Origin of the sequence: Rhodoligotrophos appendicifer, from assembly GCF_007474605.1 — a bacterium.
Lineage (GTDB): Bacteria > Pseudomonadota > Alphaproteobacteria > Rhizobiales > Im1 > Rhodoligotrophos > Rhodoligotrophos appendicifer.
The window spans coordinates 480,783-501,813 of record NZ_VHKL01000003.1; the positions used below are offsets into that span (position 1 = coordinate 480,783).

Annotated in this window: 18 protein-coding genes; 1 reads left to right on the forward strand and 17 read right to left on the reverse strand. The window is 67.1% G+C overall.

The features are described 5' to 3' along the window. Nucleotides 1–25: 25 nt before the first annotated feature. A complete protein-coding gene (locus FKM97_RS09265; protein ID WP_144292114.1) occupies nt 26–1,231 on the forward strand; it encodes a pyridoxal phosphate-dependent aminotransferase in 1,206 nt (401 codons plus the stop codon). Nucleotides 1,232–1,264: 33 nt separating this feature from the next. Here the strand turns inward: FKM97_RS09265 and FKM97_RS09270 are convergent, their stop codons facing one another. The 17 genes from FKM97_RS09270 to FKM97_RS09350 all read right to left on the reverse strand — a co-directional run bounded on the left by FKM97_RS09270 (nt 1,265) and on the right by FKM97_RS09350 (nt 20,753). Next, complete coding sequence (locus FKM97_RS09270; protein ID WP_246104998.1) at nt 1,265–2,806, reverse strand: 3-hydroxyacyl-CoA dehydrogenase; 1,542 nt, start codon at nt 2,804–2,806, stop codon at nt 1,265–1,267. A 7-nt stretch (nt 2,807–2,813) separates the two neighbouring features. Continuing rightward, nucleotides 2,814–3,416: a 3-isopropylmalate dehydratase small subunit gene (locus FKM97_RS09275; protein ID WP_144292115.1), complete on the reverse strand. Its 603-nt coding sequence runs from the start codon at nt 3,414–3,416 to the stop codon at nt 2,814–2,816. A gap of 20 nt (nt 3,417–3,436) precedes the next feature. Beyond that, nucleotides 3,437–4,846 (reverse strand): 3-isopropylmalate dehydratase large subunit, encoded by a 1,410-nt coding sequence (leuC, locus tag FKM97_RS09280; protein ID WP_144292116.1) that lies wholly within the window; start codon nt 4,844–4,846, stop codon nt 3,437–3,439. Nucleotides 4,847–4,884: 38 nt separating this feature from the next. After that, a complete protein-coding gene (locus FKM97_RS09285; protein WP_144292117.1) occupies nt 4,885–6,003 on the reverse strand; it encodes an NADH:flavin oxidoreductase/NADH oxidase in 1,119 nt (372 codons plus the stop codon). A gap of 9 nt (nt 6,004–6,012) precedes the next feature. After that, entirely contained in the window at nt 6,013–7,389 is a 1,377-nt protein-coding gene (locus tag FKM97_RS09290; protein ID WP_170240830.1) for an MmgE/PrpD family protein, read from the reverse strand. Nucleotides 7,390–7,399: 10 nt separating this feature from the next. Continuing rightward, complete coding sequence (locus FKM97_RS09295; protein WP_144292119.1) at nt 7,400–8,635, reverse strand: MFS transporter; 1,236 nt, start codon at nt 8,633–8,635, stop codon at nt 7,400–7,402. Further along, on the reverse strand, nt 8,632–10,035 hold the full coding sequence (locus FKM97_RS09300; RefSeq protein ID WP_144292120.1) for an MmgE/PrpD family protein: 1,404 nt from the start codon (nt 10,033–10,035) through the stop codon (nt 8,632–8,634). Before FKM97_RS09300 ends, FKM97_RS09295 begins: the two co-directional genes overlap by 4 nt. Further along, nucleotides 10,032–12,134, reverse strand: a complete 2,103-nt coding sequence (locus tag FKM97_RS09305; RefSeq protein WP_144292182.1) for an acetate--CoA ligase family protein — start codon at nt 12,132–12,134, stop codon at nt 10,032–10,034. Before FKM97_RS09305 ends, FKM97_RS09300 begins: the two co-directional genes overlap by 4 nt. 2 nt (nt 12,135–12,136) lie before the next feature. After that, nucleotides 12,137–13,306, reverse strand: a complete 1,170-nt coding sequence (locus FKM97_RS09310; protein ID WP_246104999.1) for an acyl-CoA dehydrogenase family protein — start codon at nt 13,304–13,306, stop codon at nt 12,137–12,139. 25 nt (nt 13,307–13,331) lie between these two features. Continuing rightward, entirely contained in the window at nt 13,332–14,531 is a 1,200-nt protein-coding gene (locus tag FKM97_RS09315; RefSeq protein ID WP_144292121.1) for a CaiB/BaiF CoA transferase family protein, read from the reverse strand. Nucleotides 14,532–14,534: 3 nt separating this feature from the next. Beyond that, nucleotides 14,535–15,317, reverse strand: coding sequence for an enoyl-CoA hydratase/isomerase family protein (locus tag FKM97_RS09320; protein ID WP_144292122.1), 783 nt, complete (start codon nt 15,315–15,317; stop codon nt 14,535–14,537). After that, nucleotides 15,314–16,120 carry an alpha/beta fold hydrolase gene (locus FKM97_RS09325; protein ID WP_170240831.1) on the reverse strand — a complete coding sequence of 269 codons (807 nt, stop codon included), beginning with the start codon at nt 16,118–16,120 and terminating at the stop codon, nt 15,314–15,316. The genes FKM97_RS09320 and FKM97_RS09325 overlap by 4 nt, the downstream gene beginning before the upstream one ends. Further along, a complete protein-coding gene (locus FKM97_RS09330) occupies nt 16,110–16,856 on the reverse strand; it encodes an ABC transporter ATP-binding protein (RefSeq protein ID WP_144292124.1) in 747 nt (248 codons plus the stop codon). The genes FKM97_RS09325 and FKM97_RS09330 overlap by 11 nt, the downstream gene beginning before the upstream one ends. Then, complete coding sequence (locus tag FKM97_RS09335; protein WP_205014847.1) at nt 16,849–17,583, reverse strand: ABC transporter ATP-binding protein; 735 nt, start codon at nt 17,581–17,583, stop codon at nt 16,849–16,851. The genes FKM97_RS09330 and FKM97_RS09335 overlap by 8 nt, the downstream gene beginning before the upstream one ends. Beyond that, on the reverse strand, nt 17,580–18,566 hold the full coding sequence (locus FKM97_RS09340; RefSeq protein WP_144292125.1) for a branched-chain amino acid ABC transporter permease: 987 nt from the start codon (nt 18,564–18,566) through the stop codon (nt 17,580–17,582). Before FKM97_RS09340 ends, FKM97_RS09335 begins: the two co-directional genes overlap by 4 nt. Nucleotides 18,567–18,575: 9 nt before the next feature. Continuing rightward, on the reverse strand, nt 18,576–19,451 hold the full coding sequence (locus tag FKM97_RS09345; RefSeq protein WP_144292126.1) for a branched-chain amino acid ABC transporter permease: 876 nt from the start codon (nt 19,449–19,451) through the stop codon (nt 18,576–18,578). 78 nt (nt 19,452–19,529) lie between these two features. Next, nucleotides 19,530–20,753 carry an ABC transporter substrate-binding protein gene (locus FKM97_RS09350; protein ID WP_144292127.1) on the reverse strand — a complete coding sequence of 408 codons (1,224 nt, stop codon included), beginning with the start codon at nt 20,751–20,753 and terminating at the stop codon, nt 19,530–19,532. Between the last annotated feature and the right edge of the window lie 278 nt (nt 20,754–21,031).

Below are 21,031 nucleotides of genomic sequence, written 5' to 3' on the forward strand. Positions count from 1 at the left end.
CCCTGCCACTGAACCGAGCCCCGCAATGACCTTCCTCTCCCAGACCGTCGCCCGCACCAAGCAGGCCGCCACCCTCGCCATGAGCCAGAAGGCGCGCGAGCTCGCCGCCCAAGGCCGCGACGTCATCGCGCTCAGCGCCGGCGAGCCCGATTTCGACACCCCCGACAACATCAAGCAGGCCGCCTGGGAGGCCATGCAGCAGGGCCGCACCAAATACACCCCCGTCTCCGGCATCCCCGAATTGCGCCAGGCCATCGTGGACAAGTTCAGGACCGAGAACGGCCTCCTCTACACGCCCTCGCAGACCATCGTCTGCAATGGCGGCAAGCAGGTCATCGCCAACGCCATGATCGCCACCCTTGATCCCGGCGACGAGGTGGTGATCCCGGCCCCTTACTGGGTCTCCTATCCCGAGACGGTCGCCATGTGCCAGGGCCAGCCGGTCTTCGTGCCCACCATGGCCGAAACCGGGTTCAAGATGACGCCGGAGGCCCTCGATGCCGCCATCACGCCGCGCACGAAATGGCTGATCATGAACTCTCCCTCGAACCCCTCGGGGGCCGCCTACACCGAAGCAGAACTTAAGGATCTGGCCGAGGTCCTGCGCCACCACCCCCATGTCTGGATCTTCGCCGACGACATCTACGAGCATCTCGTCTATGGCGATTTCCGCTTCACGACCATGGCCCAAGTGGCCCCTGAGCTCATGGACCGGACCCTCACCACGAACGGCGTCTCCAAGGCCTATGCCATGACCGGCTGGCGCATCGGCTATGGCGCCGGCCCCGAAATGCTCATCCGCGCCATGGACAAGATCCAGGGCCAGATGACCTCCGGCGCCTGTTCGATCGCTCAATGGGCCGCCCGCGAGGCGCTGTCCGGCCCGCAGGATTTCATCGCCACCTCCCGTGCCGTCTTCGAGCAGCGTCGCGACCTTGTCGTCTCCATGCTCAACCAGGCCAAGGGCCTCGAATGCCATACCCCGGAAGGCGCCTTCTATGTCTATCCGTCCATGGCGCGGCTGATCGGCAAGAAGGCTCCCAGCGGCCGCAGGATCGAAACGGATGAGGATTTCGTGCTGGAATTGCTGCAGGCCGAGGCGGTCGCCCTGGTCCATGGCACAGCCTTCGGTCTCGGACCCAATTTCCGCATCTCTTACGCAGCGGCCACCGACAAGCTCGAGGAATCCTGCCTCCGCATCCAGCGCTTCTGCGGCAATCTCACGGACTGACACGGGGGCGGCTCTCTGGGGCCACACATCCCCTCAGGCGCCCGCGCCCGCCTCCGTCAGCAGCGACACGCCGAGCCGCGCCCGCCGCTTCAGCCACGGGCTCGGCCGGTAGCGGGGATCGCCGTAGAAATCCTGGCAGCCTTCGAGGATCCTCAGGATCACGGCGGGCCCCACCCGGTCGCCCAGGGTCAGCGGGCCGTAGGGATAGCCCAGTCCCAGCCGCACGGCATCGTCGATATCGGCAGGCGTTGCGATCTTCTGCTGGGCGATGTCGCAGGCGATGTTGACGATCATGGCGACGATGCGCTGGGCGATGAATCCGGCGCTGTCCTCGATCAGGCTGACGGGCAGGCTCGTCCGCTGCAGGGCGGCCACGGCCGAGTGGCGCGCGCTCGCCGTCGTCACCGGCGTCGGCATCACGGTGAGCCGCAGCGCCGCCTCGAACAGCATGTCGACCGCCAGCACCCGGGCCGGATCGAGCCCTTGGGCGAGCGCCGTCGTGGTGGCATCGGTACCGACCGGTGTGACCAGGCAGATGCTGTCGGGTCCGGGCGTGGTCTCCAAATCCAGCGCAGCTCCCGTGATCCCCAGCAGCGTCTCCAGCCGTGCCGCCAGCAGGGGTTCCGACGGGCTCACCCAGATCGGCGCGACGGCTGCGTCCTCGACCAGGGGCAGTTCGGGCGGCTCCTGCTTGGCCGTGCCCTCATAGACATACCAGCCGCGCCCGCTCTTGCGGCCGAACAGGCCCGCCGCCAGCCTTTGCGCCACCAGCGGCGAGGGCCGGAAGCGCGGCTCCTGGTGAAACTGGCTGTAGATCAGCTCCATCACCGGCCGCGACACGTCGAGTCCGGTCAGGTCCATCAGCTCGAAGGGCCCCATCCGGAACCCCGCCACCTCCCGCATCACCCGGTCGATGGTCGCAGGCGCAGCGATCCCCTCCTGCAGGATCCGCAAACCCTCCGTCGACAGGCCCCGGCCCGCGTGATTGACCAGGAAGCCCGGCGTATCCTCGGTGCGCACCGGCCGATGCCCGCAGGCCTGGGCGAGCCGGTCCAGCCGGTCGAGGACCGATGCCTGAGTCTGCAACCCGCGCACCACTTCGACCACCTTCATCAGCGGCACGGGATTGAAGAAATGGAAGCCCGCCACCCGCTGCGGCAGCCGGCAGGCGCTGGCGATCGCGGTCACCGAGAGCGAGGAGGTGTTCGTCGCCAGGATCGCGTCCTCTGCGACCACTTGCTCCAGCGCCGAAAACAGGGCCTGCTTGGCGTCCAGCCGCTCGACGATCGCCTCGATCACCACCGCCGCAGCGGCGAGCCCGTCGAGGTCGCCGGCGACCGAGAGCAGACCGGTAGCCTGCTCCGCCGCCTCCGCGCTGATCTTGCCGCGGCCTGCGAGGGTGGCCAGCGTGTCGGCGACGGCCTGTCGCGCCGCCTCGGCGGCCTCGCGGCTCACATCATGCAGTGTGACCGGGAACCCCGCCTGCACGCAGATCTGGGCGATGCCGCGACCCATGGCCCCGGCACCGACCACGCCCACGACGCAGCGGTCGCCCCCGTTCAGGTCTGCAGCCAAAGGATCCTCACCAGGCCAGATAGGGCAGTGCTTTGGCCTTGGTCGCGATCTCGGCCTTCGCCGACAGCAGCATCGACATCGGGTCCCAGCTGCCGTCGCTGAACTGCTTGCGCGGTCCCTCGCCGATGGTGACGGGGAAGGACCGGTTGCCGCTGCGGATCACCCGCTCCTCGAGATCGAGCGTGTATTCCCGGTGCGGATCGCCCTCGCCCACTTCGCGCAGCGCGCTCATCGTCTCGGCGCTGACCGTCACGCAGGGCATGCCCACGGAGATGCAGTTGCCGGCGAAGATCTCCCCGAAGGACTCCCCCACCACCGCCTGCACCCCGGCACGGTTGAGCGCCTGGGGGGCGTGTTCGCGCGACGAGCCGCAGCCGAAATTCCGGTCCACGAAGAGGATGCGCGCGGTCTTGAACCGCGGATCCTCGAAGGGATGCACCTCCCCCTTCGCCCGCAGCTGCGCCCGGTCGTCTTCGAACACATGGAAGCCGAGATGCTCGAAGGTCAGGTGCTTCATGAACCGCGCCGGGATGATCCGGTCGGTATCGATGTCGTTGCCGCGCACGCTGATCGCCCGGCCGGTGATCTTGGTCTTGGTCATATCGTTCATGGGACGTCTCTCGGATCTGTTCAGGAGGCCAGGTCGAACTGGCGTGCATCGATCACCGCGCCGTTGATCGCGGCCGCCGCGACCATGGCCGGCGACATGAGCAGCGTTCGGCCCACGGGGCTGCCTTGGCGTCCCTTGAAGTTGCGGTTCGAGGAGGAGGCGCAGATTTCCCGGTCGTTGAGCTTGTCCGGGTTCATGGCCAGGCACATGGAGCAGCCGGCCTCGCGGAAGTCGAATCCGGCCTCGATGAACACCTTGTCGAGCCCCTGCGCGATCATCTCGTCGCGCACCTTCTGCGATCCCGGCACCACCAAAGCGCGCACATGCGGCGCCACCTTCCGGCCCTTGATCACGGCGGCGGCGGTCACGAAATCCGACATCCGCCCATTGGTGCACGAGCCGATGAAGGCGACATCGATGCGGGTGCCCGCGATCGGCGTGCCCGACGCCATGCCCATGAACTCGATGGCCTCTTTGGCCGAGCCCGCCTCGTCTGCGGTGAGCCCCTCGAGCGCCGGAATGGCCTGGCCCACGGAGATGGACTGTCCGGGATTGATCCCCCAGGTCACCATGGGCTCGATCTCTTCGCCGCGATAGACGACCACGTCGTCATAGGCTGCATCCTGGTCCGATGCGATGCTCTTCCAATAGGTGAGCGCTTTCGTCCAAGCCTCGCCCTTGGGCGTGAATTCCCGTCCCTCGAGATAGTCGTATGTCTTCTGGTCCGGATTGACATAGCCGCAGCGTGCGCCGCCCTCGATCGACATGTTGCAGAGCGTCATCCGCTCTTCCATGCTCATGGCATCGACCACGTCGCCGGCGAATTCATAGGCATAGCCCACCCCGCCCTGCACACCCAGGCGGTTGATCACGAACAGGGCCACGTCCTTGGCATAGACGCCCGGCATCAGATGCCCGTTGATCTCGATGCGACGGACCTTCAGCTTGCTCATGGCCAGCGTCTGCGTCGCCAGCACGTCGCGCACCTGGGACGTCCCGATGCCGAAGGCGATGGAGCCGAAGGCGCCATGGGTGGAGGTGTGGCTGTCGCCGCAGGCGATGGTGAGGCCCGGCTGGCTCAGCCCGTATTCCGGCCCGATCACATGCACGATGCCGTGTTCCCCGCGTGCCGGCGAGAAATACCGGACGCCGAAATGCTGGGTATTCTGGTCGAGCGCCTCGACCATCGCCTCCGAGAGCCCATCCTTGTAGGGCCGGGCGACGCTGTCGGTGGGGATCACGTGGTCGGCAGTCGCGAAGGTGCGCTCCGGATAGGCGACGCTGAGGCCGCGCTCGCGCAGCATGGCGAAGGCCTGCGGACTGGTCGCCTCGTGAATGAGATGGAGCCCGATGAACAGCTGATACTGGCCCGCCGCCAGCTCGCGCACCGTATGCAGGTCGAATACCTTTTCGTAGAGTGTCTTGCCCATCACGATCTTCCTGGATTCCAACTCATTGCTCGTTTGTCTCATAGCGAGGTGTCGGCTGCCCTGCGCCGCTCGCGCAGGAACTCCGAGCGATAGGCCCTGATATATTGCGGTGGATAGCTGACGTCACCAGAAACTGTCGCCGCAGCAAACCACGGCCAATGCGGATCGTGCAGCATGCCGCGTGCCAAAGCAACGAAATCGGCATGCCCGCTGGCGATAATGGCCTCGGCATGGTGCGGATCCTGGATCATGCCCACCGCCATGGTGGGCAGCCCGCTGGCATGTCGCAGGCGGGTTGCGAACGCCACCTGATGGCCTTCCCCCACCGGGATCACCTGTGCCGGCGACGTGCCGCCCGAGGAGGCCGTCAGATAGTCGCAGCCCTCCGCTGCGAGCGCCTGCGCGAAGCGGTCGCTGTCCTCCGGCGTCCAGCCGCCCTCGACCCAGTCGGTGGTGGTGAGCCTGACGCCCATGGGCCGCTCCGCCGGCCAGGCTGCGCGCATGGCGCGGAACACCGCAAGCGGCACCCGCATGCGATTGTCCAGCGATCCGCCATAGCGGTCGCGTCTCTGGTTCGTCAGCGGCGACAGGAAGCTGTGCAGCAGATAGCCATGGGCGATATGCACCTCGATCAGGTCGATGCCGAGCCGCACCGCCCGCCGCACCGCCTGCACATGGGCCTCCGTGACCTCGGCGATCCCCGCTTCGTCCAGTTCCAGGGGCTCAGGCCAGCCGGCGTCATAGGCGATCGCCGACGGCGCCACGTTCTGCCAGCCCCCGGCCTCCGGCGACAGCGGCCGGCCGCGATTCTCCCAAGGCAGGCAGGCCGAGCCCTTGCGCCCCGAATGCGACAGCTGCATGCCGATCCTGCCTGTGCCGTGCTGACGGCAGAACGCGAGCACCCGGGCAAGTGCGGCTTCGTTCTCGTCGGAATAGAGTCCGAGGCAGCCATGGGTGATCCGGCCGCGCGCTTCCACATGCGTCGCCTCCAGGATCACCAGCCCGGCCCCGGCCAAGGCGAATTTGCCGTAATGCATCAAATGCCAGTCGGTGGCGCTGCCGTCGACGGCGCTGTACTGGCACATGGGCGACACCGCGATCCGGTTCGCAACGGTCATGCCGCGCAGCGTGAAAGGGCTGAACAGGGCAGCGGTCAAAGCCGTCTCCTATGCCGCATGCGGGCGGCGCATCACGAGCCCGCTCAGCGCCGACACGCTGTCGGCTCCGCCGAGCGCCCAGATGCCCGCCTCCAGCCGGTCCATGTCGAAGTCTCGATCGACGGGCGCGATCAATCCCTGTCCCTTGGCCTTGATGTCCGGCCTCGACATGGGTCGCGCCGGGGTCCCGATACTGTCCAGGACCGTGGCCGAGCGGGTCCGCCCGTCCTTCAGGGTGAGATCGACGCCGGTCCCGAAATGCTCCGGATAATGCGCCTCGATCTCCGCATCGGCCGAGGCCTCCACCAGATCCGCAAGGCCGAGGATGCTCGCCGCCGACAGGTTCTCCTCGCGATAGGCATCATAGCGGCGCGGTCCGAAGGCGAGCGTCGCCCCCACCACGAAGGGCAGGCTGTATTGCGCCGCCATGACCGAGCTCGGCCGCCGCAGCATATGCTGGTCGGGAATGGCCTTCGGCCCGCGCACATGGATCTTGGCGATCTGGCCGAGATCGGTCGTGTAGTTGTCGGTGACCTCGCCCAGCCCGTCGATCAGCGAATGGAACAGCCGGCAGCAGGAATAGGGTTTCAGGCTGATCTTGTGGATCTCCCAGGCCCCGCCCGACCCCGCCAGCCGCTCCGGCTTGGGATGCTTGCCGTACAGTGCGAGGAAGCCGTATTTCCCGTCGATCGCCCGTTGCGGGGCCGAGATCCCGGCTTCCGCCAGCTCGGCCGCCAGGATGCCGTTCTGGGCGCCGAAGCCCGCATGGCAGCGTTTGACCATGGTGCCGGCCGGCTCGTCGGAGAATTGCATCGAGCCGCCGGTCAGCGACAGCATGTGCCCCCAGGCCGTGAGCAGCTGGCTCGTGTCGAGCCCCATGAGCTTGGCCGCCGCGGTGGCCGCACCGAAGCCGCCGAGGATGGCGGTCGGATGATGCCCGAACTCCATTCCCTCCGGCGCGTTCGCCGCCATACCGATGCGCGCCATGGCCTCGTAGCCCGCCGTGATCGCAGCCATGACCGCCGGCCCGCTCGCACCCCGGTCTTCGGCGACCGCCATGGCCGCCGTGATCACCACCCCGCCGGGATGGCTGGTCGAGGCGTCATGGGTATCGTCGAGTTCATAGCCATGGGCGGTCGCCCCGTTGACCAGCCCTGCCACATGTGGCGCCACCCGGATCGGCGAGCCCAGGAGCCCGGCCTGGCCGGTGCCCGCGAACCGGTCCGCCCATTTGCGTAAGTTCACGGCCCAGGGCAGGTTCACCCCGCCATAGGCCACGCCGAAATAATCCAGCATCAGCCGCTTGACCTGGTCGACATCGGCCTCGGAGAGGGCCTCGAAGCGCAATTCCATGAGCTCCCGGGCCAGCGACTGCGAATGGTCCATCATCATCTCCCTAGGCGAGTTTTTGTGGCGAATGGCTGCGATTGTGCTGACGCCGCGCTGCCGCCGCCATCATGGCGCAGAGGCAGCCCAGCACCGCGAACAGCGCGATCAGTCCGGTCGTATGGGTGTAGAGCCCGAGCCAGCCATGCACGACGGCGAAGCTCGACGGCCCGATGAGAGCCCCCGCAAAGGTGAAGGCGAAGGCACCGCCAATGGCGCGCGCCGCGGATTCCGGCGGTGCCAGCGTGACGATTTCCGACACGAACACCCCGTTCCACGCCGCCCCCGACGCGCCCAGCACCGCCAGACAGACATAGATGAGGGCGATCGACCATTGGGCGGTCATGAAGATCAGCGGCAGGATCGCCAGCAGCGACATGCAGAAGGCAGCAAGCAGGACATTGAGGCTCGACCGCGTGACCCCCGCCAGGAACCCCCAGCTGAGCCGGCCGATGACCGCCGAGAACTGGAAGATCGAAAAGCCCACGCCCGCCGCCACCAGGCCCATGCGGACGTCTTCCACGAGCAGCGTCACCAGATAGGTCGTCAGGGTGAACTGCACGGCCGCAAAGCAGAATCCCGAAAGGGTGATCCAGCGCAGCACCCCGGTGGACCAGACCAGGGCGATGTCGCGGAAGGGATTGTCCCTGAGCCGCACCGAACGGTCGGCCTCGCTGGCGAAGCGGCTGCTGAAGGCTTGCATGATGACGATCGCGGCGATCGACAGCCCGGCGCTCACCCACAGCGCCGCCATCCAACCGAACCGCAGCGCCACCGGCGGTCCGACCAGACCGGCCAGGATCCCGCCGAGCGGCACCGCCGTCTGCTTGACCGAGAACAGCAGGCTGCGCTGTTTCGGGCTGGACACCCGGTTGAGCAGGTCGCCCGAGGGCGGATTGATCAACCCGTAGCCGAGCCCGATGATGAAGGAGGCCAGGATCAGCCCCGGCAGCCAGGCGAGTGTCGCCAGCGCCAGCCCGGCCACCCCGAGGGCGAGGCTGACCTGGCTTGCCCGGATCGGCCCCCACAGCGTCGACAGCGATCCCGCCATCACCGACATCAGCATGGCGCCGAGATAGACCAGGCTCACCTGGAACCCGACCAGGGACGTCGGAACCCCCACAGCCTCGGCGATCCGGGGGGCGATGGTCGGGATCATGAACAGGCTGTTGGCGGCCAGGGCCTGCATCGCCGTGGTCGCCGCCAGCACGGAAATCACCACCCATCGTGACGCGCCGGCGCTCATGCCTGCGGCCTGGCCAGGGCGGCCAGCAGATCATCGGCGCGGTCGAGGGCCTCGATCCGGTCCACCAGCTCGGCCGCCCGCTGCGCGCGCTCGATCCCCATGACCGGACCCGCAAGCCCGAGATATTTCTCCTTCAGCGCCTCATCCGACAAAGGATGCCGGGCCGATCCGCTGGGCTCGTCGATGAACCGGAAGGCCTGTCGGCCGTCGCGCAGCGTCACCGTGACCTTGGCCGAGCGCAGCGAGGGATAGCTCGCCTGGCACTCTTCGTCGATCGTGACCGCGACCTTCTCGCAGTAGCTCTGGGTCACCTCATCGCTGCGGCTGGCATCGTCGAACCGCCGGATCGAGAGTTCGCCATGGCGCATAGCGGTCGCCACGCAGAACTGATAGCTCAACTGCGCCGTCGCCATGTCGCGCCAATCGCCATGGGCATGTTTCTCGGCGATGGCATAGGTAGCCGATTGGACCGTGGCGATCTCATCGCCCGAGGCTCCCTCCGCGTCCATGATGGCAAGCACCGCATCGATCGCCGGGTGGATATGGCGGCAGCAGGCATAGGGTTTCACATAACAGCGCGTGATGTTGAGCGGCCGTCCGCCGGCGCGCGGCCACAGCCCCTCCACCAGCCTGTCGCCTGCCTCCATGCCGCTATAGGCCTGGAAATAGCCGTCTTCGACTTCCAGCACGCCCCGCGGCCCGGTCATGCCCTTCTGCGCCAGCACCGCCGCCAGCAAACCTTCGCGGGCGGCGAACCCCGCATGGAGCCGCTTGATCTCGCCGCCGCCATGGAGGAAGGCGAACAGCCCCGCAGCCGAGCTCGCCGCGATCCCCAGCGCCATCTCCATCGCCGCCGGCGGCAGCCGGTACAGCGATCCGACGGCAGCCGCAGCCGCCATCACGCCCACCACCGGGGTATTGTGAAAGCCGCGGTTGCGCGAGGCCGGATGCATCGCCTCCGCCAGCCGGGTCGAGAGCTCGTAGCCCACCGCGATCGCCGTGATCAGCCGTCGGCCGTCGACCCCCTTCCCCGCTGCAGCCGAGAGGACCGCCGGGATCACCACCGCGCCCGGATGTACGGAGCCTGCCCGGTAGCCGTCATCGACCTCGAGGCCATGCGCGCTCACCCCGCCCAGCCACGCGGCGGTCAGCGGATCGAACCGTCCCGCAAATCCCGGCACGGGAACCGCGCCGCCTTTGCCCATCTCCGCCATGGCATCCCGGGCCAGCGCCGTCACATGCCCTGTCGCCCCGGCGATGCAGGCGCCCAGTGTATCCAGGAGGTGTCGGCCGGCGGCATGGCGCTCCTCCCCGCTCAGATCCTCAGAGCGGAGCCCGGCGGCGAAGGCGGCCAGTGTGGCGGTGGGTCCGTGTTCGGTGGGTCTTGGCCCGATGGTCATCTATGCTCCCCGGTGACGGCGATGAAGGCATCGAGCGCGACCACGCCGCGCCCTTCCGCGCGGATCAGTACCGGATTGATCTCCGCTTCCGCAATCCTTGGCGCCTCGACCAGGGCCAGCTGCGACACGGCAGCGATCGTCGCCGCCAGCCCCTCCACGTCACCCTTGGGCAGCGCGCGATAGCCGCCGATGATGGCGAGCCCCTTGATCTCCGCGATCATCTCCCGCGCCGTCGCCATGTCCACCGGCGCCGGTCGCAGGGTGAAATCCCGATAGATTTCGGCCAGGACCCCGCCCATGCCCACCGTGACCACGGGGCCCACCAGCGGATCGTCCATATAGCCCACCAGGGCTTCCGCCAGCCCCTGCTCCTGGGCCTGCACCTGGATGCCGTCGAGGCGTGCTGTCGGCGCCCGCTCGGCGACGGTCGCCAGCATGGTGCCGATGGCCTCTGCCAGGGCCGCGGCCGAACCGATCCCGAGGATGACGCCGCCCGCCTCGGTCTTATGCACGATGTCGGCGGACAGGATTTTGGCGACCACCGGATAGGACAGGTCCGTCGGCAGATCCTGTGCCGCCAGGGGTGCGGCCGGCAGGATCACCTCCCGCGGCTGCGCGATTCCGAGCCGGGCGAAGACCCGCCCCGCCTGCCTCGGCTGCAGGGGCCCCGACGCCCCCTGCAGCAGCGCCTCGACCGCCGAAATGTCAGGGCCGCGGCCCGGCCGTGCCCGCGGCGACCGCCAGTCCAGCAGGCCATGCACCGCATCCGCGCAGCTTTCCGGCGTCCGGAAACTGGCGATGCCGGCCGCTCCCAGCAGCGCATGCGATCGCTCGGCCTGCGGGGTCAGGAACACGGCCAGCGGCTTTCCGTTGGATTGGGCCGCCCCGAGGATCGGCTGCACCGCCCGGTCCGGCCGGAACTCCGCCGACGAGCCGACCACCGCCACCACGCAATCGCAATGGGAGGAGGCAAGCAGGCTCTCCAGCACCGTGCCATAGACATCGGCCCGGGTGCCCGCGAGCGTCAGGTCGATCAGCGGCGAGCGGCCGATGGTGATGCCCTTGGCCGCCAGGGTCGAGACCAGGTCGTCGTCGGGAGCGACCACATCGATGCCGCGCGCCGACAGGCTGTCGACGATCAACCCGCCACCGCCGCCTGTGGTGCTCATCACGGCGACGCGCTTGCCCTTCGCCGGCTTGCGGCCCACGACCAGGGGCGCCATTTCGATCAGCGTCTCGAGCTGCGTCACCGAGACGACGCCGATATCGGCGAGAAATGCATCGACCGCCGCACCATTGGCGCTGAGCGCGCCCGTATGCGACATGGCCAGTTGCTCGCCCAGCGGGCTGCGGCCCAGGCGGAAGGCGATCACCGGCTTTCCCACCTCATGGGCCCGCGCCGCCATGGCGCGCAAGGCGTCCGGCTTGCGGATCGTCTCCAGGAACAGCAGGATCGCGTCCGTGTCGGGATCGTCCACCAGCATCGCGCCGATTTCGCCGGCCCCGAGATCGGCCTCGTTGCCGACCGAGACCATTTTCGAAAACCCGATCCCGCGGCCCATCCCGCGCGAGATCAACGCCCCGAGCAGGCTGCCGCTTTGCGAGATCAGCGCGTTGCGCCCCACCGGCAGCGTCGGCAGCGACAGCACCTCATTGGCCGTCAGCACGATCCCGGCGGGCAGATTGACCATACCGAGGCTGTTCGGCCCCACCAGCCGGAGATTGCCCTCTTGCGCGGTCTCGACGATCCGCTCCTGCAAGCGCCGGCCCGTCTCGCCCACCTCGCTGAACCCGGCGCTCAGCAATGTGGCGCAGCGCACTCCGGCCCGCACGCAATCCTCCACCACCTCCGGCACCTGCCCGGCCGCCACCATGATGAAGGCCTGGTCGATCGGCTGGCCCACATCGAGCACGCTGGCGAAGGCCGGCACCCCCATGATCTCGCTGCGCCGCGGATTGATCGGGAACACCGCACCCTGGTAGCCGTGCTGCATGAGGTAGCGCTGCGGCAGCGAGGTATGCTTGTTCGCATCCGCCGAAGCCCCGATGAGCGCCACGCTGCGCGGGGAAAACAACGCCCGCGCGAGACTCGTCTCCATGATCAAGGCCTCGCCTCCGCCCGGATTGGCCGCTGCGAGAAGCTCTTCTCGAACACATGCTCAGCGATTCGGTTGAGCAGGATTTCGATCGTGCCCCCCGCGATCATCCAGCCCCGGGTCCGCCGGAAGCAATATTCCACGAGGGACTCCTCGCTATAGCCCAGGCCTCCCATGATCTGCATGGCTTCGTTGGCGGCATCGAAGCCGGCGCGATTGCAGGCTGCTTTGGCAATTGCCGTCTCCTCCGGCGAGGGCAGCCCGCGATCGGCATTGGCGGCCGCCCTGTAGAGCAGCAGCTGGGCCCCTTCGAGCTGGATCTTCATGTTCGCGAATTTCCACTGCAGCCCCTGGAAGTCGCAGAGCGGCCGGTCGAACTGGACCCGGTTCATGGCGTGTTCGCGCGCCAGCATGAAGGCATGGCGCCCCAGGGCGAGCGACCGCGAGCTGTTGCCAAGCCGCTCCACATTGAAGGCCGAGATCTGCTTCTTGAACCCGCCGGGGCCGAGCAGCACCGCGTCCTTCGGCACATGCACATTGTCGAAATAGAGCGTGTTCCAGTCCTCGCCCGAGAGGAAGCGCGACCGCTGGCCGAAGCTGAAGCCCTCCGTCTCGCGCGGGATCAGCACCGATCCGATGCCGCCCACCCCCGGCCCGAAGCGCACATAGACCAGGAACATGGTCGCATGCACCCCGTGGGTCGTGAACACCTTGCTGCCATTGATCCGATAGCCGTCCCCGTCGGGCGTGGCGGTCGTCGCCAGGTCGGTGACGGCCGATCCCGCCCCCGGCTCGGTCATGGCCACGGAGATGATCCCCTCGCCCTTGAGCAGCGGCTTCAGGTATCTCTCCTTCTGCGCCGGCGAGCCGAACTGGGCGAGGACCCGGATCGCACCGAAATTCCCGGCCTGCACCACGTCCGCGCTGCGGGGGCAGACGCTGGCCACCTGTTCGATCGCCAGCACCGCATCCATCAGCTTGCCGCCGACGCCGCCATCGGCCTCGTCGACCGTGATGCCGATGAGGCCGTTCTCCGCCATGAGCCGCGCCACATCCCAGGGATAGTCGCCGCTATGGGCGCGCTCCAGAGCCCCCTCCGCCAGATGCCGCGCCGCCAGCGCCCGGACCGAGTCGGTGAAGATCCGCTGGTCCTCGTCGAGATTGAAATCCATCATTCCTCCAAATCAGAGCGCGGGCGCATCACACGACCTTGGCGCGGTGCAGGGCGAGGCGTTCGGCCTCGCCATAGCCAAGGCGCTCCAGCACGCGGTCGGTATCGCCGCCCAGGGCCGGTGCGGGCGCCCGCCGGGTCCGGGCGAGCCCCGCCGCCTGCAGCGGATTGGCGAGTTCGGGGATCTCGCCCTCGACCGGATGCGGCACCGCGCGCACCATGCCGCGGGCTTGCGCATGATCGCCCGCCAGGGCCTCGTCGGCCGAATGGACGCCGATGATCGGCAAACTGTGTTCGGCCATGATCCGCACGATCTCGTCGCGGTCATGGGTGGCGCAGAAGGCGCTCACCGCCTCCTGATACTGGCGCCCGAGATCGCCATGGTCGGAATGCCGGTCGGCGGGTCCTTCCGCGTCCGAGATGAGGTCGGGACGCCCGATCGCTGCGCAGAACTGCCGCCACAGCCGCGCCTCCAGCAGGCACACGGCCACGGTCTTGCCGTCGCGGGTCGGATAGATCGCATAGCGCGGATTGGCGCCCCACACCTGGAGCGCCGGCATGCCGCTGCCGTTTCCCGCCCGCGACAGCGCCGGCGCCAGGGCGATGTTGCCCATGGCCATCAGGCTGTCGAACATGGCGACATCGAGATTGGCGCCGACCCCGGTGCGGTCGCGCCGCCGGATCGCCGACAGGATGCCGATCGTCGCCACGCTGGCGGCCGCATAGTCGCCTGCCTGGAAGCAGGGCATCCGGTCCGGTGCGGCCTGCAGATTGCCCGCCGCCGCCTGGATCACCAGATCATGGCCCGGCACCGTGGACAGCGGTCCGCTCTGGCCGAAGCCCGAGATCGAGCAATAGATGAGCGACGGCTTCAGGGCGCGCAGGCTGTCATAGTCGATGCCGAGCCGTTTCGCGGTCCCGACGCTGAAGCTCTCCACCACCACGTCGGCCCAGTCCACCAGCCGCGCCAGCACCTCCTGCGCGCCTTTCGCCCGCAGATCGAGGGTGAGCGAGGTCTTGTTGCCGTTCACGCTGTTGAAATAGGCGCTCGTCTCGCTGTAGAGCGGCGGATTGTGACGGCTCGGATCACCGCTCTCGGGGCTCTCGACCTTGATGACCTCCGCCCCCAGATCGCCCAGGAACTGCGTGCACCAGGGCCCGGGCAGCAGGCGGCTGAAATCGAGGATCTTGATGTCGGCGAGCGGCAGGTCGGACGCATTCGGCTCCATGGATCAGCGGCCCTTGAACTGCGCCTGGCGCTTTTCCAGGAAGGCGCCGATGCCTTCCATCCGGTCCTCGGTCCCATAGATCGTGGTCACCAGGAAGGTCTCGAACTCGATGGCCGAGGCGAGATCCATCTGCATGCCGCGATGCACGACCCGCTTGACGAAGGCGAGGCTGAGCGGCGCGCGCTGCTCATAGACCTTGACCATGGCCTTGGCCTCCGCCAGCGCTCCGCCTTTCGGCGTCAGCCGGTTGATCAGGCCGATCCGATGGGCTTCGGCTGCATCGATGGGCTCGGCTGCGAACAGGATCTCCAGCGCCTTGGCCGGCCCCACCACCCGCGGCAGGCGCTGGGTTCCGCCGGCGCCCGCCACCGTTCCGATCTTGGAGCTGGTGATGGCGAAGGAGGCCCCCTCTGCCGCCACCCGCAGGTCGCAGGCCAGCGCCAATTCGCACCCGCCGGTCATGCAGAAGCCCTCGATCGCGGCGATGACCGGCTTGTCCAGCGTCTCGAGACTCGCATTGAGCCGGTGCCAGGCGTTGAAATACTCGATGCCCTGTTTCGGGCCCTTGATGGCGCGGGCCTCGTTGAGATCGGCCCCCGCCGAGAAATACTCCATGCCCCCGGTGATGATGACGGCGCGCACGGCCTCGTCCGACGCGGCCTCGGCGCAGGCCGCCATGATCTCGTCCATGCATTTCAGGCTCACCGCATTGCGCCGGTCCGGCCGGTTCAGGGTGATGACGAAGGAGGATCCGTCGCGGTCGGTCAGGATCGTCTCATAGCTCATGCGGCAGTCTCCTCGGAGTGGAATGAGAGCAGGAGGGCATTGACGGCATCGGCCGCCTCGAACTGGGTCCAGTGCCCCGCCTGCGGAATGATATGCGTGATGAGGTCCGGCCGCGCCGCCCGGCAGATGTCGGCGCGAACTGCGATCGAGGGATGGGCGAGCGGATCATCCGCGCCCCAGAGGATCTGCACTTGGCAGCGAGCCCGGGCAAGATCGTCCGCCAGGCTGTCGCGCAGCGACACCGTGCGGCTGTCGAAGCGGGCGCCCCGGACATTGTTCCATTGGATGTCGACCACCGGATCCTCGGGCGCCGGCGTCCGGTGCAGCATCCACTGCCCCAGATTATGCGCGATCACCTCCCGGCGCTCCTGGTCGCTGGCCTCGCGCCCCGGCATGCGCCGCAATTGGATCGATCGTCCCACCGGAATGCCGAAACCGCCCGGCCCCACCAGCGTCATCCGCCGCACGCCCTCGCCCAGCCGCGCCGCCGTCGCCGCCGCCACGACCCCGCCGAAGCTGAAGCCGGCAAGCTCGACCGGCGCCTCGAGCCGGGAGACCTCCTCGGCCACCCAGTCGAGATACTCGTCGGGACCGGTCCCCGTCGGCACGTCGGGGGACTCCCCGAAACCGGGAAGGTCGAAGCCATGGACGGTGAACCGTGTTGCCAGCACCGGGATGTTGCGGCTCCAATGGGTCCGCGATCCCATGCCCCCGTGGAACAGGACCAGAGCCGGTCCCTGCCCCTCCACGGAGCGTGCCAAGGCAGGCCGGGCCGCCGGCAGGGTGTGCCGCTCAGGCCGCATGTTCGGTCTCGTCCTCATCCAGCGGTTGCCCGAGATAGGATTCGACAACCGCGGGCATCTTGATGACCTCGCTTGGCAGGCCGTCGGCGATCTTCTGGCCGAAATTCAGCACCATGACCCGTTGCGACAGCTGCAGGATCACATGCACCAGATGCTCGATCATGCAGATCGTGATTCCGTCCTCATGGACCCGTTTCAGGGTGACGATGAGTTCGTCCACCTCCCCGCGCGCCAGGCCGGCCATGACCTCGTCCAGCAGCAGCAGCTTGGGGCCCGTGGCCAGCGCCCGGGCGAGTTCCAGCCGCTTCTTGTTGCCGATGGTCAGCGCCGAGGCCGGGAGGTCGCGCATGTCCCACAGGCCGGTGAGCTCCAGCGGCCGCTGGGCGAGCTTGCGGCCTTCCGCCACGCTGCGGCCCTCGGTGGAGGCAAACAGCGCCCCCGTCGCCACATTGTCGAGCACGGTCATTTCCGGGAACGGACGCACCACCTGGAAGGTCCGCCCGACGCCCAGGCGGCAGACCTTGTAGGGCGCGACCCCGTTGATGTCCTGGCCTTCGAACCGGATCATGCCGCTGGTCGGCCGCATATAGCCGGTGATCAGGTTCAACAGCGTGGTCTTGCCCGCGCCATTCGGTCCGATGATCCCGAGGAACTCGTTGCGCTGCACCGTCTGGCTGAGCTCCGAGATCGCGAGCAGGCCGCCGAAGCGCTTCGATACCTTGCGCAGCTCAAGCATGGGCCGTCTCCTTGTCGCTGCCGATGAAGGCCTCCTGCACCATGGCCGACGTCTTGAGCTCCCTGGCGGACGCCGAATAGACGATGCTGCCGCTGGAGATCACATAGCCGCGATGGGCCACGCTGAGGGCGGCCCGGGTGTTCTGTTCCACCAGCAGGATCGTGGTGTTGGATCTGGCGATCTGGCGGATGGCTGCGAACACGACCTGCACGATTTTCGGCGCCAGGCCGAGGGACGGCTCGTCCAGCAGCAGCAGTCGCGGATTGGCCATGAGGGCGCGTCCGATCGCCAGCATCTGTTGCTCGCCCCCGGACATCAGTCCGGCCTTCTGCTCGCGCCGCTCGACCAGTTTCGGAAACAGCGCGAACACCTCCTCAAGCTTCTCCTTGCGGCCCTTGCGCGCCCGGCTGTTATAGGAGCCGAGGATCAGGTTCTCGTGCACCGTGAGGTTCGGGAAAACCTTGCGCCCCTCCGGTGAGAGCGCAAGACCCGCGGCGACCCGGTCGTGGCTCGGCATCGCCAGCAGGTCCCGGCCGTCGAACTCGATCTGCCCCGCCATGGTTCCGATCAGCCCCGTCAGCACCGCCATGGTCGTCGTCTTGCCGGCGCCATTGGCTCCGAGGAGGCACACGACCTCGCCCTCATTGACGTCGATGGAGATGTCCTCCAGGGCAATGGCCCCGGCATAGCCTGCCTTCACGTTGCGCATCGACAGGAGCGGGCTCATGGCTTCACCTCCGCCTGCACCTTGGAGGGTGCGGCCGTCACCGGTTTGGCGGGTCGCGAGAACCAGCCTCCGCCTGCGACCAGCGCGCCCCAGATGCCGCGTGGCATGAACAGGATTCCGATCACCAGAACGAGCCCGTAGATCAGCTGGCTGAAGCCTTCGTTCTGCCCGAAGAAGATCCGTGTGCCCTCCGAGATGGCGACGATCGCGAAGGATCCGATCGCCGGTCCGGCCAGCGTATGGATCCCGCCCAGGATGGGTGCGATCTGGGACAGGATGGTGAAATGCAGGCTGAAGCCCACTTCCGGATCGAGATAGCCGCCATACCAGGCATTGATGCCGCCGGCGCAGGAGGCGATGGCGCCGGAAATGGCGAGCAGGCCGAGCCGGTAGCGATAGGGATTGACGCCCAGCATCTGGGCGGCGCCCTCATTGTTGCGCATGGCCCGGCAGGCGAAATGGAAGCGCGAGATCGAGATGATATAGGAGATGACGACGGTGGCCACCGCGCCCAGCGCGCCGATCACATAGAGCATGGTGGTGCTGGGCCGCAGGGCCTGGTCGAGGAACAGCCCGACCGCGCCGCCCGTGAAGTCCGGCGTCATGAAGGCGGTGATCCGCAGGCCTTCGGAGAGCGCCAGCGTCGAGATGGCGAAGAAGATCCCGCGCAGCCGCCCGGTGGTCACCGCCAGGAACAGGCCCAGCAGCGCCCCGAAGAGGATGGACACCACGAGGCTGGCCAGGATCGGCAATCCGAAGGCGTTGGCGCTGAGCAGTGCGGCATAGCTCCCGACGCCCCAGAACGCCGAATGGCCCAGCGAGATCAGGCCGGCATTGGCCATCAGGTTCCAGCTCACCGCCAGCATGATCAGGGTCGAGACCCGGAACAGCCAGTCGCTGATCTGCGGCGAGCCCACGAAGGGCGAGGCGATGAAGGCGATGGCGAAGAGGATCGGCACCACGGTGCGGAGGTCGCGCGGCATGGGCAGCTCCTATTCTTCGACGGCTTGGCCGAGCAGGCCGCGCGGTCGGATGATGAGGATGAGGAACAGGAGGGCGAAGGCCACGCCTTCGGACCATCCGGCGCCGCCGGGCACGTAATAGGCGACCCAGGTCTCGGCGAAGGCCAGCACGAAGGCCCCCACCACCGAGCCGACGATGCTGCCGAGTCCGCCCAGGATGATGATGGCGAAGCCCTTGACCAGCATGTGGAAGCCCATGAAGGGCGAGATGGCGCCGATGAAGCTCAGCAGCACGCCCGTGGCGGCCCCCAGCGCGGCGCTGATGCCGAACACGATGCCGTACATCTGCGTGACGTTGATGCCCATCAGGATCGCGGCATCGCCGTTTTCCGCCAGCGCCCGGCTGGCGCGCCCGAGTTCCGTCCGCCGCAGCCACAGGAACAGGCCCACCACCAGGATCGTCGCCACCGCGAAGGCGATCACCCGCGCGGTCGAGATGCTGATATCGCCGATCATCATGGAATCGAACGCATAGGGCGGGTTCACGGAGCGCTCATCCGCGCTCCACGAGATCAGCGCCAGGTTCTGCAGGATGAGCCCGATGCCGAAGGTGAGCAGGATCTGGTTGATATGCGGTGCCGTCAGCACCCGCTTGATGCTGATCTTGTAGATGGCCATGCCGACGATCATGCCCGCGACCATGATCAGCGGCAGCGCCACCAGGGGATCGAGGCCGAGGATGGTCAGCGCCCAGTACGAGCCGTAGGCGCCCAGCATGATGGCCTCGCCATGGGCGAAGTTGATGATGCGGATGATCCCGAAGCTGAGCGACAGGCCGATCACCATCAGCGTGTAGATGCCGCCGAGCAGCATCGCATCCACGAAGAATTGTCCAAAGAAATCCATGCCGGCTCCTGGGAGACGTGCTGTGGTTTCAGATGAGGGCGGCGCGGTGGCCGCCCTCGCGAGCGAAAGTCGGCGGCGTCAGCGCTTGACGGCAGCGATCTCGCCATTGGCGGCCTCCAGCGGCCACAGCACGACATTCTTGCCGCCCTGACGCTGGAAGACGATCATGTCCGTGAACGCCTGTTGCTTGGTGCCGAAGCCGGTCGGCTTGAACTCGCCGCGGCCATTGACGGTCTCGACATTCATCTTCCGCAGCTCTTCGGCCGCCTTCACCTTGTCGCCGCCGGCTTTGTCGAGGGCGATCAGGAGCATGCCGGTTGCCGCATAATGGCCGATATCGAGGAAGTCGGGCTCGGCATTATACTTCTTCTTGAAGGCCTCGACCCATTCCGTCGTGCTCGGGAACAGCTTCGGATAATCCTTGTTGGCGGCGTGCTCGACGCCGGGCAGATAGGTCGTGACGCCCATCCAGCCTTCCTGGGCGTCGCCCACGGCCTTTTGCCATTCTTCGAGCTGCGTATACGCGGTTCCCACCAGATAGGGCACGTCCAGCTTGCGCGTCTGGACCTGCTTGGCCATGGTGATCGCATCCGTGGTCTGCACCAGGCCGACGAGGATGTCGGGCTTGGCGCGCGCGATCTTGGTCAGCGCCGGGTTCATGTCCGTGGCATTCGCCCGGACCATTTCCTCGGCCACGATTTCATAGCCGATATCGCCGTAGAACTGCTTCACGTAAGGAAGATGCGTGCGGCCGTAGCTGTCGTCGGAATAGATGACCGCCACCTTCTTGCCTTCGCCGAGATAATGCTTCAGGGCGGCGGCTTCGCTGGTGTGGTAATGATAGGCGTAAGGATAGGTGTGGAAGAAATTGTCTTCCTTGCCAACAACCTCCTCCAGCTTCGTGCTCGACGAGCCATTGACGATCCAGACCGGCTTGCCTTGCTGCCAGGGCGGAATGGCGGCGGCGACGATCGGGCTGCCCACGGGGCCGATCATGAAGTCGACCTTCTCCACATTGACGAGCTCGTTGACGGTCGAGACGGTGGACTGCGCCTCCGACTGCACGTCGCGATAGATGAACTCGACCTTCTTGCCGCCCACGGTATTGCCGAAGGCCTCGGCAGCCATTTCGACCCCGCGCTTGCCCGGGCCGCCATAGGCGACGAACCGCCCGCTCAGCTCCATCGGCACGCCGATCTTGATGGTTTCTTCTGCAGAGGCCGCAAATGATCCTGCAGAAATTCCGGTCGCGACAAGAAGAGCCAGAACGAATCGGCGATTCAGTCCCGAAGTGTTCAGCATTGAGTCTCCTCCCACAATTTGTTTGATCGGCGATGATTCTTTTGATCAAGCCGCAGTCGAGGCGATTGCTTGCAGGGCCGGAATGATGATCTTGCGTTCCTTGACATCTTTCCGGCCCAGGACTTTTGGCGCGCAAACGGCTCAGCCCTGCCAAAGCAGTGCATGACCGAAAGCCTATATTTTGGAACCGGATCCGTCTAGTGAAATTTTGTCGATGACAAACCGCTTGGGCTGGTTATAGGTTGGGGCATTCTCCGGGGCCTCCTGGTCCCGCCCAG